The organism is Natronorubrum daqingense, assembly GCF_001971705.1.
Classification (GTDB): Archaea; Halobacteriota; Halobacteria; order Halobacteriales; family Natrialbaceae; genus Natronorubrum; species Natronorubrum daqingense.
This window is the reverse complement of the sequence record NZ_CP019327.1, coordinates 1,112,676-1,128,365: the sequence shown is the minus strand read 5'-3', so window position 1 is coordinate 1,128,365 and position 15,690 is coordinate 1,112,676. Positions and strand designations below refer to the sequence as shown.

Annotated in this window: 15 protein-coding genes; 11 read left to right on the top strand and 4 right to left on the bottom strand. The window is 62.7% G+C overall.

Annotated features, from left to right (window positions below):
* Positions 1-90 precede the first annotated feature (90 nt).
* A complete protein-coding gene (locus tag BB347_RS05520; RefSeq protein ID WP_076581861.1) occupies positions 91-834 on the bottom strand; it encodes an Lrp/AsnC family transcriptional regulator in 744 nt (247 codons plus the stop codon).
* 237 nt (positions 835-1,071) lie between these two features.
* Between BB347_RS05520 and BB347_RS05515 the strand changes: the two genes are divergently transcribed.
* From BB347_RS05515 to BB347_RS05505, 3 genes are read left to right on the top strand one after another with little or no spacing between them, the layout of a single operon-like run.
* Complete coding sequence (locus BB347_RS05515; RefSeq protein WP_076581860.1) at positions 1,072-1,524, top strand: universal stress protein; 453 nt, start codon at positions 1,072-1,074, stop codon at positions 1,522-1,524.
* An 11-nt stretch (positions 1,525-1,535) separates the two neighbouring features.
* Entirely contained in the window at positions 1,536-2,207 is a 672-nt protein-coding gene (locus BB347_RS05510; protein ID WP_076581858.1) for a potassium channel family protein, read from the top strand.
* Positions 2,204-3,751 (top strand): TrkH family potassium uptake protein, encoded by a 1,548-nt coding sequence (locus BB347_RS05505; protein ID WP_076581857.1) that lies wholly within the window; start codon positions 2,204-2,206, stop codon positions 3,749-3,751. Before BB347_RS05510 ends, BB347_RS05505 begins: the two co-directional genes overlap by 4 nt.
* Here the strand turns inward: BB347_RS05505 and trkA are convergent, their stop codons facing one another.
* A complete protein-coding gene (gene trkA, locus BB347_RS05500) occupies positions 3,752-5,086 on the bottom strand; it encodes a Trk system potassium transporter TrkA (protein ID WP_076581855.1) in 1,335 nt (444 codons plus the stop codon).
* A 220-nt stretch (positions 5,087-5,306) separates the two neighbouring features.
* On the opposite strand from trkA, the gene BB347_RS05495 reads away from it, so the two are divergent.
* The 5 genes from BB347_RS05495 to BB347_RS05475 all read left to right on the top strand — a co-directional run bounded on the left by BB347_RS05495 (position 5,307) and on the right by BB347_RS05475 (position 10,460).
* Positions 5,307-6,200 (top strand): NOP5/NOP56 family protein, encoded by an 894-nt coding sequence (locus BB347_RS05495; RefSeq protein WP_076581854.1) that lies wholly within the window; start codon positions 5,307-5,309, stop codon positions 6,198-6,200.
* A complete protein-coding gene (locus BB347_RS05490; protein WP_076581852.1) occupies positions 6,193-6,828 on the top strand; it encodes a fibrillarin-like rRNA/tRNA 2'-O-methyltransferase in 636 nt (211 codons plus the stop codon). The genes BB347_RS05495 and BB347_RS05490 overlap by 8 nt, the downstream gene beginning before the upstream one ends.
* Before the next feature lie 93 nt (positions 6,829-6,921).
* A complete protein-coding gene (locus BB347_RS05485; RefSeq protein ID WP_076581851.1) occupies positions 6,922-8,505 on the top strand; it encodes a long-chain-fatty-acid--CoA ligase in 1,584 nt (527 codons plus the stop codon).
* A 115-nt stretch (positions 8,506-8,620) separates the two neighbouring features.
* Positions 8,621-9,709, top strand: coding sequence for a glutamate--cysteine ligase (locus BB347_RS05480; RefSeq protein ID WP_076581850.1), 1,089 nt, complete (start codon positions 8,621-8,623; stop codon positions 9,707-9,709).
* An 82-nt stretch (positions 9,710-9,791) separates the two neighbouring features.
* Entirely contained in the window at positions 9,792-10,460 is a 669-nt protein-coding gene (locus BB347_RS05475; protein WP_076581849.1) for a helix-turn-helix domain-containing protein, read from the top strand.
* Between the two features lie 9 nt (positions 10,461-10,469).
* On the opposite strand, the gene BB347_RS05470 is transcribed toward BB347_RS05475, so the two are convergent.
* Positions 10,470-11,573 carry a M24 family metallopeptidase gene (locus tag BB347_RS05470; protein ID WP_076581847.1) on the bottom strand — a complete coding sequence of 368 codons (1,104 nt, stop codon included), beginning with the start codon at positions 11,571-11,573 and terminating at the stop codon, positions 10,470-10,472.
* Between the two features lie 243 nt (positions 11,574-11,816).
* Here BB347_RS05470 and BB347_RS05465 point away from each other — a divergent pair, with 243 nt between their 5' ends.
* Positions 11,817-12,674 (top strand): COX15/CtaA family protein, encoded by an 858-nt coding sequence (locus BB347_RS05465; protein WP_076581846.1) that lies wholly within the window; start codon positions 11,817-11,819, stop codon positions 12,672-12,674.
* A 114-nt stretch (positions 12,675-12,788) separates the two neighbouring features.
* The gene (locus tag BB347_RS05460; RefSeq protein WP_076581845.1) at positions 12,789-14,123 is read left to right on the top strand and encodes a metallophosphoesterase; all 1,335 of its coding nucleotides are present in this window, start codon (positions 12,789-12,791) and stop codon (positions 14,121-14,123) included.
* 47 nt (positions 14,124-14,170) lie between these two features.
* On the opposite strand, the gene BB347_RS05455 is transcribed toward BB347_RS05460, so the two are convergent.
* Positions 14,171-14,662 carry a metal-dependent hydrolase gene (locus tag BB347_RS05455; protein ID WP_076581844.1) on the bottom strand — a complete coding sequence of 164 codons (492 nt, stop codon included), beginning with the start codon at positions 14,660-14,662 and terminating at the stop codon, positions 14,171-14,173.
* A 344-nt stretch (positions 14,663-15,006) separates the two neighbouring features.
* On the opposite strand from BB347_RS05455, the gene BB347_RS05450 reads away from it, so the two are divergent.
* A complete protein-coding gene (locus BB347_RS05450) occupies positions 15,007-15,690 on the top strand; it encodes a helix-turn-helix domain-containing protein (RefSeq protein WP_076581843.1) in 684 nt (227 codons plus the stop codon).

Here is a 15,690-nt window from a genome sequence, read left to right as displayed (position 1 = left end):
TACACCTGCCCTTGATTGGTTCCGATGAAATAAGAGTATTGGCCTTCGGTAACTACTCCTACCCTATCTTTTCGCTTCAACAACTTCGGCTTAGCTAGTTTCTGTTTCAAAAACGTCGAACGTCGCATCCGAGAAGCCGCCTCGAGAGAGTACCGTCAAGATGTCGCCGGCGCGGATCGAACTCTCACCCTGTGGAGTCAGTACCGTATCATCACGTTCAATGGAGACGACGAGGACCCCGTCTTCGAGTAATTCGGCATCTCCTGCTTCCTCGAGAGTCATGCCGGCGATGGGGGCATCGTCGTCGACGGTAAGCTCGACGACTTCGTTGCCGCCGGCGAGGCTGATGTAGTCCGAGAACTGCTGGTGGGTTTCGGTCGGTCCAAACGGATGGTATGACTGGAATTGCTCCGTCTGAACGAGTTTTTCGTCGGTGATTTCAGCCCCGAGCGACGTCAACTCACGTGCGATATCGTTGAGTGCGTTTACCGTGTCGCCGACGGCGAGTACATGCAGGTTCGCTTCGCCGGCCATGAACTCTCGAACGTTGATTACCCCTGTGATCGTCCGTGCCTGCTGGGCGAGTCGGGCACGCTCTTCGATCGGGACCGAAACGACGTACAGCGTCGTGAGCATCTCGTCGGCGGCGTCGAAATCCACGTTCGCATGATAGCCGCGAATGACGCCCGCGTCTTCCAACTGGTTGATTCGATTCCGGATCGTTGCGGGAGAAACGCCGACTTCGTCGGCGATCATGGGCGCGGACGTGTTTCGGGCGTCCCCCATCAGTGCGTGGATAATGCGTTTGTTTACGTCGTCGAGACGGATGCTCATACGCGCGAATACGAGGGCCCACACTGAAAGCGTCCTGTTTTCGATCGGATTGTGGCCACGATCAGCAACCTACACTCACTCTGGGGGCATGCCGTGTTAGAAACCTACCTTAATAGGCAGTTTTCGATTCCACAATCCTAGAGTTTTATATTCCGCAATCAGTAATAGTGTCGGTGGAGCAACTATGTTAGATGGAAAATCGACCGAACGGCATCGGCCCATCGAGAGGTGGCGTGGATGACGAGCGAACTTCTGAGAAAGACTGTCGTCCCAGTCGCGAACGAAACCGACGCAACGACGACGTGCAACGAACTCGAGTCGGTCATCGAAGAGCACGCGAACGTCGTCACCGTCGTTCATGTCATCGAAAAGACGGCCGGGTACATGGACAAAGCACCCCTCGAGGCCCGCCAGGAACAGGCCGAGCGGATCTTTTCAATCGTCGAGGAGCGCTTCGCCGACGGACCACGAATACGACGCGAACTCCGATACGGAACCGACGTCGTCGACGAGATACTCGCTGCCGCGGCGGACGTCGATGCGACGGCCATCGGATTCGTGACCCGCCCTCGTAGTCGACTCCGACGACTGCTGTTTAGAAGCGACGCCTACCGCCTGATCACGGAAAGCGAGCGACCTCTCGTCGTCTTCTCGAGACGCGAGTCGGACGACGATCCGAAGCACACCTAACAGAAACCACTATGTACATCGTTATCATCGGCGCAGGAAGTATCGGCTCGAATCTGATCGATCTCGCGGTGCGTGACGGCAACGACGTCGTGGTCGTCGAACGCGACGAGACGCGCGCGAACGATGTCGCTTCTCGGTACGATTGCCTCGTGCTCAACGCCGACGCGACGAACCACGCCACACTCAGAGACGCCGACATCGAGCGTGCGGACGCCGTTATATCGACGACGAACGTCGACGCGGTCAACATCATGGTGATGTTGCTCGCCCAAGAACACGACGTGCCGAACCTCGTCAGCGTGGTTCACGACACCGAGAATCTGCCCGTTTTCGAAAAAATCGGCGTCACACTCATCGAAAATCCACAGCGGTTGATCGCCGACTACCTCTATCACTCGGTCAGGTATCCCGGCGTCAGCGACTTCATCGACCTCGACGACGAGACGGAACTGGTCGAGTTAACCGTCACGCCGGACGCGCCGATGGACGGACACCTCCTCGAGACGGCTAACGAAGACGGCACCCTCCCCGCGGGTTGTCTCGTGGTCGCGCTCAAACGCGACGGTGAAATTCGCGCGCCCCGTGGGGACACGACGATACGAGCGAGAGACGACGTCACGGTGTTTACCGACGACGCGACGTTAGCCGACGCGGTTGGGGCGTTTACGGGCGACCGACAATGAACGTCCAGTACTCGACCATCGGGAGGGACCTCGGTCGCATCCTTCAGGTAGTCTCGCTTATGCTACTCGTCTCGATCCCTGTCGCCGTGGTTACTGGCGAGTTCTACGCAATTCCCGCGTTTGTCGCGTCTGCGGTCGCGATGGCTGGCATCGGAACGGCACTCGCACGACGGTACCGAGGGGCACGCGACATGGGTAAACTCGAGGCGATGATCACTGCCGCCTCGGCGTGGGGGATGGTCGGCGTTCTCGGCGGACTCCCGTTCGTCCTCGTCGCGTGGACCATCGCGCTGGATCCGTATCCAGCCTGGATGAACACGCCGGTAGGGAACGAAACCGTCGCCGCCTTCCGCGATCCGTTGAACGCGATCTTCGAGAGCGTCAGCGGCTTTACGAGCACCGGATTGACGATGGCCGCCGTCGAAGACGACCTCCCGCAGTCGCTTCACTGGTGGCGTTCGTTCACCGAGTGGGTCGGGGGTGTCGGCGTTATCGTCCTCACCGTCGCCATCCTCGCACGACCCGGAAGCGGTTCTCTCACGCTGTTCGAGAGCGAAGCACGATCGGAGAAGATACATCCGAGTATCGTCTCGACCGTCACGGAAATTTGGAAGATCTATCTTGGGCTGACGGTTGCAGCAGTCGCACTCTTCCTCGCGGTTGGCATGCCGCTCTGGGGTGCGATCAATCACGCGATGACCGCTATCGCGACGGGCGGGTTCTCGATCCACGCCGACTCGATCGGTCACTACGGGAGTCCGCTGATCGAGTACGCCGTCGTGCCGGTGATGGTCGCCGGTAGCATCGCGTTTCCGATTCACTACTTGATTCTCAAGGGCGAGTTGCGAAACTTCTACGCCGACATCCAGACCCGCTGGGTGTTCCTCTGGTTCGCCACTGGTTCGATCGCGCTGGTCGGTCTCCTCTCCGTCAACGGACAGTACGGCTCCCTCGAGGAGACGTTCCGGACCGGGCTGTTCCAGTTCGTCTCCGCAACGTCGAACACCGGATTCGGAACGACGACGATCGGCGACGGTACGGAGCAGGTCTGGACGGCCGGCGCGACGTTGTTGATCTGTCTGGGAATGCTGACTGGGGCGGCGGCCGGGTCGACGGTTGGCGGACTCAAACTCATCCGAACCATCACGCTCATCAAAGGCACGATCTGGCAAGTCAAAAACGTCTTTTCGCCCGAGACGGCGGTCCGTCGACTCAGGCTCGGAAAACGAACGCTCGATCGAAACCAGATCCGTCGTGAGTACACCGAGGCGGCCGTGGTGTTCGTCCTCTGGATCGTCTTTCTCGTCGTCGGCGTCGCTGTCTTGCTGTGGGTGCTATCGCCGACTCACCCGCTCGAGTACGTTATCTTCGACGTGATGAGCGCACAGAGCAACGTCGGACTCGACGCCGGAATCACTGGCCCGGAGATGCCCGACGCTGCCAAGGTGATGTTGCTTTTCAACATGTGGATCGGCCGTCTCGAGATTATCCCGATCACTGTGTTACTGGGGGCGCTCTTTCGTTCGGCCTCCCTCTACCGGTGATCACAACACCGCGGACACTTCATCGAGCACGGTCGCGTCGACGAAGAGCACGACGTGGTCGCCGGGTTGGGGCTCCGTGGTTCCGCGGGGGGTGATGAGGTCGCCACCGCGAGAAATCGCGCCGATGACGACGCAATCGGGCAGGTCGTCCATCGATTCCGCGATCGGTCGTCCAGTCAGGGCACTGTCCTCGCCGAGTTCGACCTCGATGACCTCGGCGCGGTCGTGCTCGAGCATGGCGATCTTCTCGGTTTGATTCGTGCGCGTAAAGCGGATGATCTCCTCGGCCGTCTCCTCGCGAGGGTTGATCGCGACGTCGATGCCGACGGTTTCGAAGAGGTCGGTGTACTGCGTGTTCTCGATGATCGCGACCGTTCGGTCGACGCCGACGCGCTGAGCTAACAAGGAGACGAGCAGGTTTTTCTCGTCGCTGTCGAGTGCGGCGACGACGATGTCGGCTTCGTCGATGTGTTCGCGGGCCAGGAACTCCCGGTCCGTCGCGTCGTTTTCCATGACGAACGTGTCTGGAAGCGCCTCCGCGATTTCGCGAGCGCGGTCGTGCTCTCGTTCGATCAATCGCGGCTCGAAGCCGTGGGCTTCGAACTCGCGGGCGGCCTGAAACCCGATCTCGCTGCCGCCGACGATGACGACGTCTTCGGTTGGTGAGGTCGTATCGGAGACGGCGTCCAACGCGAACGCTTTGACGGACTCGGGGCTCCCGATAACGACGATTCGATCACCCGCACAGAAAACGGTCTCCCCGCGGGCGACGATCATCTCGTCGCCCCTGAAGACGCCGGCGAACGTCATCGAATCGTACTCGTCGGCCTCGCTGACGCGCTGGTCGACGAGGGGGCTCTCCGCGTCGATTTCGAACTCGGCCATCCGGATGAGTCCGCCGGCGAACATCTCGACGTCCTGAGCCTGCGGGAACCCCGAAATTCGAAAGATCGTCTGTGCGACCAGCAGATCGGTACAGACCATGAAGTTGACCCCGAATCCACCCTGTGACCCCTGCCAGGTGTCGAGCAAGGTTCGATTCCTGACTCGAGCGATCGTGAACGCGTCGCTGTCGGTTTTGACCGTGCCACAGACGACGATGTTCGTCTCGTCGTTGTCCGTGCACGCGACGACGAGATCCGCCTTCTCGAGACCCGCCTCGTGAAGCACCTCGAGGTCCGTGCCGTCGCCCTCGATGGCGAGCACGTCGTAGGTGTAGGTGAGGTCGTCGACGATGTCGGGATCTCGATCGACCATCGCGACGTCGTGTGAGTCCTCGAGATTAGAGGCGATCATCTTCCCGACCTCCCCCGCGCCGACGACGAGGACGTACATTAGCGACCGCGCCTCCGCGAGACCATAACGAATCGAAGGTTGTGGCGGTGAGACGAAAGGCGTTACGACGTCCGCCAGTCGTTGACCCGCACTCGTGCACGAGACGTCGGGGGCTAACGAATTCGGCAGAACCCTCGAGTCGAAGCGTTCGAAGCGACCGCGAGGCCGAGTTCGAACGGTTTCGAGAACGCATATACGAGCGCGGCCACCAAGGGACGGTATGACCGATACGTTCGCCGCGGACGATGGATGGTTCGCGAACGTCGACGCGGAGGACACAGCGGCCGCCGCAACGGCGATTCGCGAGGGGCGTGCCGACGAGCCTCGAGACTGGCCGACGCTCGCGCTCGAGGCCGGGTTCGTCGACGACGAGAACGCCTACTACGACGCGCTCCACGAGGCCTCGATGGCGGCGACTCGAGGGGCCGTGACCGAGCGCGAGGGGGCCGACGACCGCCAGTTGGTCCACGCAGTGCGCACGATGGACGACTGTACGCGGACGGCGAACGAACTCGCCGAACGCCTCGCCGAGTGGGCTGGGACGGTCGATCCCGACGCCGGAACGGGAATCGATTACGCCCGCGAACTCGCGACTCGAGACCCAGCGAGCGAGCACCCACCGCAGCCACTCGTCTCGCTCGCCGAGCGCGCGGTGGGTCTGGCCGACGAGGCCGAGGCGTTGCGGGAGTACGTCGAGCGACAGATGCCGACAGTCGCACCGAACCTCGCGGCGCTCGCCGGCCCCGTCCTCGGTGCGCGGCTGATCTCGCTAGCCGGGGGACTCGAGAACCTCGCGAAGAAGCCGAGCGGAACGGTACAGGTGCTCGGTGCCGAGGACGCGCTGTTCGCTCACCTCCGTGGGCACGCACCCTCGCCAAAACACGGGATCATCTACACACACGACGCGGTGCGACAGACCCATCCCGACGAGCGGGGCTCGGCGGCGAGAGCCCTCGCCGGGAAACTCTCTATCGCCGCCCGCGTCGATCACTATTCCGGTGAGCGAAAGCCCGACCTCGAGGCCGAACTCGCGGAGCGAATCGAAACGATTCAGGCGCGAACCGACGACGCTGGTTCGAGCGATAGCGACGAACCGGAGGGTGACGATGAGTGACGCGCTCCCGGCGGGCGTCGAGCACCGCGAAATCGACGGGACGGAACGCCTCGCGACTCGCGGAGAGCCGGTCTACGGCGAACCGAGGGACGGCGAGTGGCGAGCCTGGAACCCGAATCGATCGAAACTGGGGGCGATGCTCGAGTTGGAGATGGACACCTCCCTCGCGGGTGAAGAAACTGTCCTCTATCTCGGCGCGGCGAGCGGGACGACGGTCAGCCACGTCGCCGATTTTTCCGGGCCGACGTACGCCGTCGAGTTCGCGCCTCGGCCGGCCAGAGACTTGCTCGAGGCCGCGGAGTCCCGCCCGCGGCTCTTCCCGTTGCTCGCGGACGCCAGAAAACCGGAGACGTACGCCCACGTCGTCGAATCGAACGTCGACATGCTCGTTCAGGACGTCGCGACGCGCGGGCAGGCCCGCGTCGCCTGCGAGAACGCCCGATTCCTGGCAGACGACGGCCGACTCTTACTCGCCGTGAAGGCCCGAAGCGAGGACGTGACGCGAGAGCCGAGCGACGTGTTCGCTGACGTTCGCGAGGAACTCGAGTCGGCGTACGACGTGCTCGAGACGCGCCGACTCGACGACTATCACACGGATCACCTCGGTATCGTCGCTCGGCCGCGATAGCTCGAGCTTGAGTTCAGTTTTTGAAAGAGCGGCTGGACGCTGGTCCGATGTGCGATAACAAATATAAGGATGTTTGTGATATTCTAGCGCGTTATGTCTGCACATCCCACGATCGGCGACACGCTCGAGCAGACGGTTGATCGACACCCCAACCGGGAAGCGATCGTCTATCCGCACAAGGACCAGCGCTGGACCTACGAGGAGTTCGACGAGCGCGTGAATCGACTGGCGAACTCGTTTCGCGAGTCGGGCGTCGAGAAGGGCGACCGCGTCGCGACGGTACTCCAAAACGGGTCGGAGATGGCGCTCACCGTCTACGCGTGTGCGAAACTCGGTGCGGTCTTCACCCCGCTGAACTTCCGCTTGCCGCCGGGTGAGATCGAGTACATCGTGAACGACGCGGCGGCCGACGTCGTGGTGTTCGAATCGTCGACTCGAGAGTCCGTCGAAGGGGCGAAGCCGGCCCTCGAGACCGTCGACTCGTACGTCTACATCGACGACGACGTGCCGGAGTACGCCAGCGGGTTTTACGACCTCCTCGAGTCCGGCACGGCCGAGCGACCGAACGCCACCGTCGAGGAAGACGACGTGTACGCGTTCATCTACACCTCGGGAACGACTGGTCGGCCGAAAGGAGTGGTTCACGAACACCGAAGCATGGTCGAGCACAACCTGCTGTGTATCGCCGAGATGAACCTCACTCGCGACGACGTCGGGTTGTCGATCATGCCCCTCTATCACTGCGCCGAGTTACACTGCAACCTGTTCCCGCGCGTCCACCGGGGCGCGACGAGCGTCATCCACCACGAGTTCGACCCCGTCGCCGCGCTCGAGGCGATCGACGAACACGACGTGTCGCTCCTGTTCGCCGCACCGACGGCGTGGAACGCGTTGTCGCTCACCGCCGCGGACTCCCCCGTCGACACCTCCTCGCTCCGACTCGGCCTCTACGGCGCAGCACCGATGCCAGAACAGGTCCTCGAGAACTGCCGGGAGCACCTCTGTGACGATTACGTGCAGGCCTACGGTATGACCGAGATCGGGCCAGCAGGGGTCTTTCAGCCACCCGAGGATCAACACCCGAAACAGGGCTCTGCCGGCCTGCCCGGCCTCAACCATCAGGTTCGAATCGTCGAGCCGGATGCGGATCCGGATCAGACCCTCGAGCAAGGAGAAATCGGGGAGATTCTCATTGCCAGCCCCTGCGTGATGCGCGAGTACTGGAACCGCCCCGAGGCGACCGACCACTCGCTTCGGGAGGTCGACGGAACGACGTGGTACTACACGGGGGACCTCGGCTACTGCGACGAGGACGGCTACCTCTTCGTCGTCGACCGAAAGGACGACATGATCGTCTCCGGCGGCGAGAACATCTACCCCGCCGAGGTCGAAGACGTCCTGTTCGCCCACGACGCCGTCGAAGAAGCCGCCGTCCTCGGCGAACCCGACGAGGAGTGGGGCGAACTGGTCGTCGCCTACGTCGTCGCCGACGGCGTCAGCGCGGACGAACTCGACGCCGCGGTCCTCGAGAGCGACGACCTCGCCGACTTCAAGCGGCCGCGCGCGTACTACTTCGTCGACGAACTCCCCAAGAACCCGAGCGGGAAAGTCCAGAAGTTCAGGCTTCGCGAGGACGACGACGCCGTCGAACCGGACGCAGAGATCACGACCACCTGAGCTTCTGGCGAATTCTCTCGCCCGTTTTGCCTCCTCGAGCGTTTCGACGGGGATCACACCGCAGTCAGTTCCGAGTCCAAACGGTATTTATCACCGCGGGCGAAAACGAGAGACGATGGAACGCGGGTCCCGGGAATCGTTTACGCGCATGGGCACGCTGGGGATCGAAGAGGAGTGTTTCGTCGTCGACGACGACGGCCGCCCTACGAGTGGCACCGACGAACTCGTCTACGAACACGACCCGCCGGAGATCCTCGACGACCGCCTCGACCACGAGCTGTTCAAGTTCGTCATCGAGACGCAGACGCCGCTGATCGAGGAACCGAGCGACGCCCGAGAGTCGCTGCTCGAGATCCGACGCGCGCTGGTCGACCACGCGAACGAACACGGCTTCCAGATCGCCGCCGCCGGCTTACATCCCCTCGCGAAGTGGCGCGAACTCGAGCACGCCGAAAAGCCCCGCTACCAATCGCAACTCGACCGAATCCAGTATCCACAACACCGGAATACGACCGCCGGCGTCCACGTCCACGTCGGCGTCGACGACGCGGACAAAGCGGTCTGGATCGCGAACGAACTGCGCTGGTACGTGCCGATCATGCTCGCGCTTTCGGCAAACTCGCCGTACTGGAACGGATTCGACACCGGCCTCCAGTCCGCGCGCGCCAAGATTTTCGAGGCGCTGCCGAACACGGGCATGCCGACGTACTTCGAGGACTACGAGGCGTTCGACCAGTTCGAGCGACGGATGCTCGAGACGAACGCGATCGAGGACCGCGGCGAACTCTGGTACGACGTGCGCCCGCACACGGCCCACGGAACCGTCGAACTCCGCACGCCGGACGGACAGGCCGACCCGGATATCGTGATGGCGTTCGTCGAGTACGCCCACGCGCTCGTCGAGGCCCTCGCCGCGGAGTACGAGGACGGCGCGCCCGGCTACGGTCGCGAGCACCGCCGCGAACTCCTCGACGAAAACAAGTGGCGGGCGATTCGCCACGGCCAGGACGCCTCGTTTATCACTCGCGACCTCGAGGGAACGGTCGATCTGGGCGAGGTCGTCGACCGCGAGTGCGAACGTCTCGGTATCGAGGGGATCAAACGCGTCTACGAACGCGAAAGCGGTGCCGAGCGCCAGCGGCGACTTCGGGAGGAAGACGGCCCCGACGCCCTGTGTCAGTCGCTGCTTCTCGGGACCGAGTAACGACCGACTGGTCTCCCAGCGAGTTGTTCAGGGCCCGCAAAGATTTACTGCCGTGGGACGTGTCGCCCCACTCGAGAGACAGATGGGTTCGGACAACACAGACGGGCGTCCGCGCGAGGAGAACCAACCCGATCGTCCTCGAGACGGTGACGACGACGCCGTCCGAACGGTCGCACTCGAGGAGGTCGACCAGCGAATCGTCGATCTGCTCTCGTGGATTCTCGACACCGAGACCCGCGCGAAGATCTACGTCTTCTTGCTCGCGAATCCCGCGAGTACCGCCGAGGAGGTGGCGACGGGCACGGGCCTCTATCCGAGTACGGTTCGAGAAGCACTCGCAGAACTCCACGACGAGGAGCGAGTCACGCGCGAGAAACGCGTAAACGACGGTGCCGGCAACAATCCCTACGCCTACACCGCAATCCAACCGAGCGATCTCGTCGGGGGGGTCGTCGATCAGGTTCAACGCGAGTTGAACACGATTTTCACGCTCGATTCGATCCTCGAGCGCCCCTCCGATGGGGGTTCCGACCTCGAGCCGGTGACGATTACCGTCGACGATACCGACCCAACCGAATCGACCGAATCGACTGACCACATCGATTCGACCGAAACCCGGGACGAACCGGACACAAGTACAGAGACGGACGGCGTGGGCTCGAGTACACCGAACCGTCCGGAGTCGGATACTGACGATGCCACCGACTCGAGTGTAGCCGGCGACACGGATCAGCGGACGGACGACGAATAGGTCTATTCCTCACTCCTCGAGGCCGAGTACGGCCGGGCGCTCGAGTGCTAACTCGTAGCCGACGGCCCGGGCCGTCGTGGTCGGCCAGCGATCCGTCGTCGTCAGGTCCTCGACCGATTCGGCCGTGACGAGTGCGGTCCCTTCGCTTTTGGCACCTCGAACGGTCGGATTCCACGCGTACGCCATCGGCTCGATCACCGGGGCCCGGTGGTCCGGCGTCGCGATCCACTCTCGGCCGGCGAAGCCGGCCGCTCCCCCCTGGTGGTGATACTCCCACTCGCCGTCGAAGCCCACGACATCGTAGGCGTCTCGAATCGCCGAGAAGACGGTTCCCGCGGATTCGCCCTCGAGGGCTGCCTGCTGGGTCGCTGCGAGCGCGGTCGTCTCGACGCGTGCCGCTGCCGCGTGGCGCTCCTCGAGCCACTCGGGCGGGTCGAACGCGACGGCGCGCGTACAACTCGCGTGGAGGCCGGCGCGTTGGGTCGTGACGGAGACGAGCACGTAGTCACCCAATTCGGCTGTCGTCGGCGTGTAGTGGCGATACTCCTGTGCTCGCTCTGCCCCGCCGACGAGCACTACGGGGGCTTCGATGTCTCGCGCCGTGAGGGCGACGCGCAACGCCGAGGCGACCTCGTGTTCGGTATCCTCGGCTCGGAGTTCGCGACAGACCGATTCGACGGCGGCGGCTGTTTCCCGCCCCAGCGTCCGGTATCGCTCTCGATCCCGCTCGGTCAGTGGCTGTCGAAGCGGCGTCGGATCGATGCGCTCGAGACCGGGAACGTCGACGTCGGCTGCGCCGCGTTCGTCCGCGCCGACGCGGGCGGCGATCGCCTCGCCGAGCGACGAGGCGTGCCAGGAGTACGTCTCGAGCGAGACGTCTTCGACGGCGAGATCCGGGAGTTCCTCGGCCGCGATTCGATCCGCCTCGATGTTGTTGGTCACGACACGAACGTCCGTGCCGTCGTACCCCACGGCGGCGACACCGGCATCCGTTTCGCGGTCGATCACGTTCGAACCGCCCGTCAGCCAGGCGAAACTGTTCGGCCGAGCGAACCAGACCGAATCGAGTCCGTTCGACTCGAGGTAGGCCTCGAGTCGCTCGCGTTTGTCCATAGCGGGTGCTGGGACGGACAACGTTTGAATGCGACGAACGCGAGGGCGCGCTGCGAGTCCGGCCTCGCGTGGGCGTGGCGAAGGCAGCCTCGAGCGAGCGTGGCGAACGCGGCCCGCGTCGGTGCGGACGAGCACGGACTCGAGCGAATCACCGGCGTACCGTCCCTGTCTGGCGATTCCAGTGGTGTAGGAACGACTCGGGTAACCTAAGTAGCGATAGTGCTAACCCTCGCCTGAACGCCCGTGTCGACCGATAGTTACACTTCCCGTCCGGTATTGCGCCCGCTGATCGAACGGTTTGGCTTTCGCCACCTGCTCGTGACGACGCTCTTGCTGGTCGCCGCGACGATTCTCCTCGGCGTTGCGGCGAAGGCGACCGGCTCCGGCCTCGCCTGCGAGCAAAACTGGCCGCTTTGCGACGCCGGACCCTACAACGCGTTCCCGGCGAACATGCCCAGTTTCTACGAGTGGTTCCACCGCTTCGTCGCGATGTTCGCCGGGTTCGCCATCGTCGCCACGGCATTCGCGTCTTGGCGGCTGCCGGACATCGACAACCGGATCGCCGGCCTCGTCGTTCTCGGCGCGATTTTGACGCCGATTCAGGTCGTCCTCGGCCGCGAAACCGTCACGCAGTACACGATGGACATCCTCCAGCTTCACTTCTGGACGGCCGTTCTCATCTTCGTCCTGTTCGTGGTCGCGACCGTTCTCGTCTGGGAGTCACAACTGACGGCGACACACGCGACCGCCTCGCTCGCACTCGGCGCGCTCTCACTCCCGTTCCACGTCGCTCTCAGTCCCTTCGCACTCGGCGACATCACCGCCTACGGCCCGTCGCTGCAGATGGCCCAGTACGCCGTGATGCTCGTCTCCATCGCCGCCGTCCTCGTCGCGTTCATGATCGGACGACGCCAGTTCTCGAACAAGCCCCTTACCGCACTGCTCGGCTTCACGACGGCGCTCGCGTTCGTCGTCACGTTCCTCGCTCGAGAGGCCGTCAACCCAGCCTACGACGCCGTGTATCTCGCTTCCACCGCACTGTTGTTCGTCTTCCTCGCAATCAGCATTTGGCGAACGCGGGTCGCCGCGAGCAGCGCGTAACGCCGTTCGGAGCACACGGTTTTTGGGCGGTTCCGTCAAGAAATTCACAACCGATCGACACGTCTCGAGGGAACGGGACACTCCTTTGAGGGTGGCCTCGAAACCCCTACCCGAATGGCCGACAACGCCGACGGGACGGTCTACTACGTGATCAGCGATTTACACATCGGTGGTGACGAACAACTCGAGCACGTCGAGTTCTTAGACGAACTCCTCGCGTTTCTGGAGGAGTTAGAGACGACGGACGAAGACGCCGAGTTACTGATCAACGGCGACGCGTTCGGGCTCTGGGAGTTTACCCAACTCGAGGGCATCGAGAAGTTCGACTCGCTCGTGTCGTCGTACCCCCAACTGTTCGAGCAGTTTCGGGCGACGGGCGAGAACGTCCAGATCACGCTGTTACCGGGCAATCACGACTACGAACTTGCGGCCTACGACGAGTACGTCGAGCGCTTCGCCGAGTACAACGTCGACCTTGTCCAGGAGGAGTCGATCACTCGCACGGTCGGTGAGCGCGAGATTTGGCTCGAGCACGGCATGCAACGCGACCCGAACAATCGGATCGAAGATTTCGGCAATCAACACGACAAACCGCTGGGGTACTACGTAAACCGGCACGTGACGAGTCGTGCGGGTCAGTTGTCGGATCGCGGCCGCTACAACTGGCTCAAGGACATTCAGGCGGTCGCCCCGATGCAGCGAATTCCGACGTGGATGACCTCGAAGTACTTCTATCGGGAGATGAACCCCTTGCTTCGGTACGCAGCGGTGCCGTTTCTGTTGTTGTTCAACGTCAGCGCGATCCTCGCGATACTCGCCGGACTCGACCTGGCGGACGTCTGGTCGGCTCCGATAGTGTACTTCGAGAGCGCCCTCGTCTATCTGGGTCCGGCGAGCACCCTCGTCTACTCCTTGCTCGCGGTCAACGTCGCCGTCGTCGGCTTGCTGTTACTGATCGGCGTTCCGCTGTATCTCGTCGCTCGAGACGTCAGAATTACGCTGAATCGCTTCGGTATCTTCGAGGGCGACGAGCCGGCGGATCCGACGGAACCCTACCACGAGGCCGCACGGGAGGTCTTCGAGGAGCGCCCGCAGACGGCCGTCTTTTGCTACGGCCACACCCACCGACCCGCCGTCACTGAACTCGAGGACCGACTCGTCGTCAACACGGGCACCTGGCTGAAGCGACTCTACCGTCGCGAAGTCGTCGCCGGATTGCTCCCGCCGGTCTTCCAGCCGTCCTTCCAGTTGAACTACGCGCGTATCGCGGCCGAATCTGAGGGCGTCGTCGTCGAGTACGAAACTGTCGACAAACCCGATCCGATCGCGGAAGAACTCACGTACACCGAACGGCTGCTCACCGTCGGTATCGAGCCCGAACTCGACATTCCGAATCGGTCCGTCGTGAGCGAAGACGCGAAAGTCCCAGAACCCGAACCGGCTGACTGAGACCGTCGTATGCTGACGACCTGCGGCGACTATTCGCGTTGTCGGGGTTAGCCGAACGTGACGACAACTCCGATTCCGAGAAGCGCCATACCGCCACCGATCGCAAACAGGACGTAGTTCGCGATCGGATTCGCCGCGGTCGTCACGCCGAGTGAGTAATGACGCCTCGAGAGCGGCCAGAACGGACGAATTCCCATTGGAGTCAACGCGTCTGCGAGGAGGTGTGAACCGATCGAAAGCGTGCCGACGACGAAGGCAAACGTGACGAATCCGACGTCCGCTGCCGGCGAGGTGGCATCGACGAGTACGGCCGTGGCAGCGGCGAGGACGATTCCGACGGCCACCGCGAAGCCGACCGTATGAGTCGGACCACGGTGGTCGATCAGGGGGAGTGTGTGGTCCACATCCGGAATTGTCGAGAGGCCAACGCAAACGAGTGCGCCGAGTATCGCCATCGTCTCGTTCCCAGCCAGTCCGACAGCGGTTCCAACCGGTGCGTACGCCACCAACGCGGCCCCGTAGTGACCGACCTGGTACATCGTCCGTGGAAATTGCCTATCCGGTAATAAACACACCGCAATCGGGACGTGAAGGTCGCGATCGATCGGCGTATTTGGCCGGTTCAGGCGTCAACTCCGGCTCACCACCGCCAGTAGAACAGCGAGACGGACACGGTACGCCCCACCGAACTCGAGGACGCGTTCGGTCGCGTTCATACTTAAATTACTTCGATATCTAACCAGCCAACTCTTGAACGTCCCTGCAGTTGTTACAGCGAACGGTTCCTCCATGTGTGATGATATTCGACGAACACTGATAGGACAGGGAGAACAGTCGAAAACCGATTACGTAGGCGGTTCGTCACTCGAGAGGACCGCGTGAGATGAGCATCATCGCGACAGTCGCCGTCCCGTCGACGGATTTCCCGCTCGGTTCGCTCACCGACATCGACGAAGACGTCACGCTCACTGTCGAGACGACGGTGCCGACGAGCGAGTCGGTCGTGCCCTACGTCTGGGTTCCGGCCGCCGCCTCCGACTCGGTCGTCGACGCCCTCGAGACCGAGTCAGTTGTCGCGAGCGTCTCGACGGTCGATCGAACAGCCGATCACGTCTTGCTCAAAGTGACGTGGGGAGAACGAGTCAACGGTCTCCTCGAGTCGATTCGAGCGCAGGATGCGATCGTCACGAGCGCCGTCGGCACGGGAACACAGTGGACGTTTCGGCTGCGATTTTCTACTTACGAGTCGCTCTCCGTGTTCTATCGCAGTTGCGTCGACCAGGAGATTTCCGTCGAACTCGTTCAGCTACACGAAACGGTGAGTCCCACCGAGACCCACCAGTTTGGCCTGACTACACCCCAACGCGAAGTGATCGAGGATGCGTATCGGGCCGGGTACTTCGACGTTCCCCGCGGGTCGACGCTCGTCGACCTCAGTACCCAACTCGAGGTCTCCGACTCCGCGGTCTCACAGCGCCTGCGACGGGGATTGGCGACGCTCATCGAGGAGACGCTCGCCCCCGACCGGCCAAGAGACGACCCGCTGAACGAACTCGACTCGCGGTGA

Coding starts and splice junctions, on each gene's coding strand:
- BB347_RS05520 (WP_076581861.1), bottom strand. CDS start 834: ATGAGCATCCGTCTCGACGACGTAAACAAACGCATTATCCACGCACTG.
- BB347_RS05515 (WP_076581860.1), top strand. CDS start 1,072: ATGACGAGCGAACTTCTGAGAAAGACTGTCGTCCCAGTCGCGAACGAA.
- BB347_RS05510 (WP_076581858.1), top strand. CDS start 1,536: ATGTACATCGTTATCATCGGCGCAGGAAGTATCGGCTCGAATCTGATC.
- BB347_RS05505 (WP_076581857.1), top strand. CDS start 2,204: ATGAACGTCCAGTACTCGACCATCGGGAGGGACCTCGGTCGCATCCTT.
- trkA (WP_076581855.1), bottom strand. CDS start 5,086: ATGTACGTCCTCGTCGTCGGCGCGGGGGAGGTCGGGAAGATGATCGCC.
- BB347_RS05495 (WP_076581854.1), top strand. CDS start 5,307: ATGACCGATACGTTCGCCGCGGACGATGGATGGTTCGCGAACGTCGAC.
- BB347_RS05490 (WP_076581852.1), top strand. CDS start 6,193: ATGAGTGACGCGCTCCCGGCGGGCGTCGAGCACCGCGAAATCGACGGG.
- BB347_RS05485 (WP_076581851.1), top strand. CDS start 6,922: ATGTCTGCACATCCCACGATCGGCGACACGCTCGAGCAGACGGTTGAT.
- BB347_RS05480 (WP_076581850.1), top strand. CDS start 8,621: ATGGAACGCGGGTCCCGGGAATCGTTTACGCGCATGGGCACGCTGGGG.
- BB347_RS05475 (WP_076581849.1), top strand. CDS start 9,792: ATGGGTTCGGACAACACAGACGGGCGTCCGCGCGAGGAGAACCAACCC.
- BB347_RS05470 (WP_076581847.1), bottom strand. CDS start 11,573: ATGGACAAACGCGAGCGACTCGAGGCCTACCTCGAGTCGAACGGACTC.
- BB347_RS05460 (WP_076581845.1), top strand. CDS start 12,789: ATGGCCGACAACGCCGACGGGACGGTCTACTACGTGATCAGCGATTTA.
- BB347_RS05455 (WP_076581844.1), bottom strand. CDS start 14,662: ATGTACCAGGTCGGTCACTACGGGGCCGCGTTGGTGGCGTACGCACCG.
- BB347_RS05450 (WP_076581843.1), top strand. CDS start 15,007: ATGAGCATCATCGCGACAGTCGCCGTCCCGTCGACGGATTTCCCGCTC.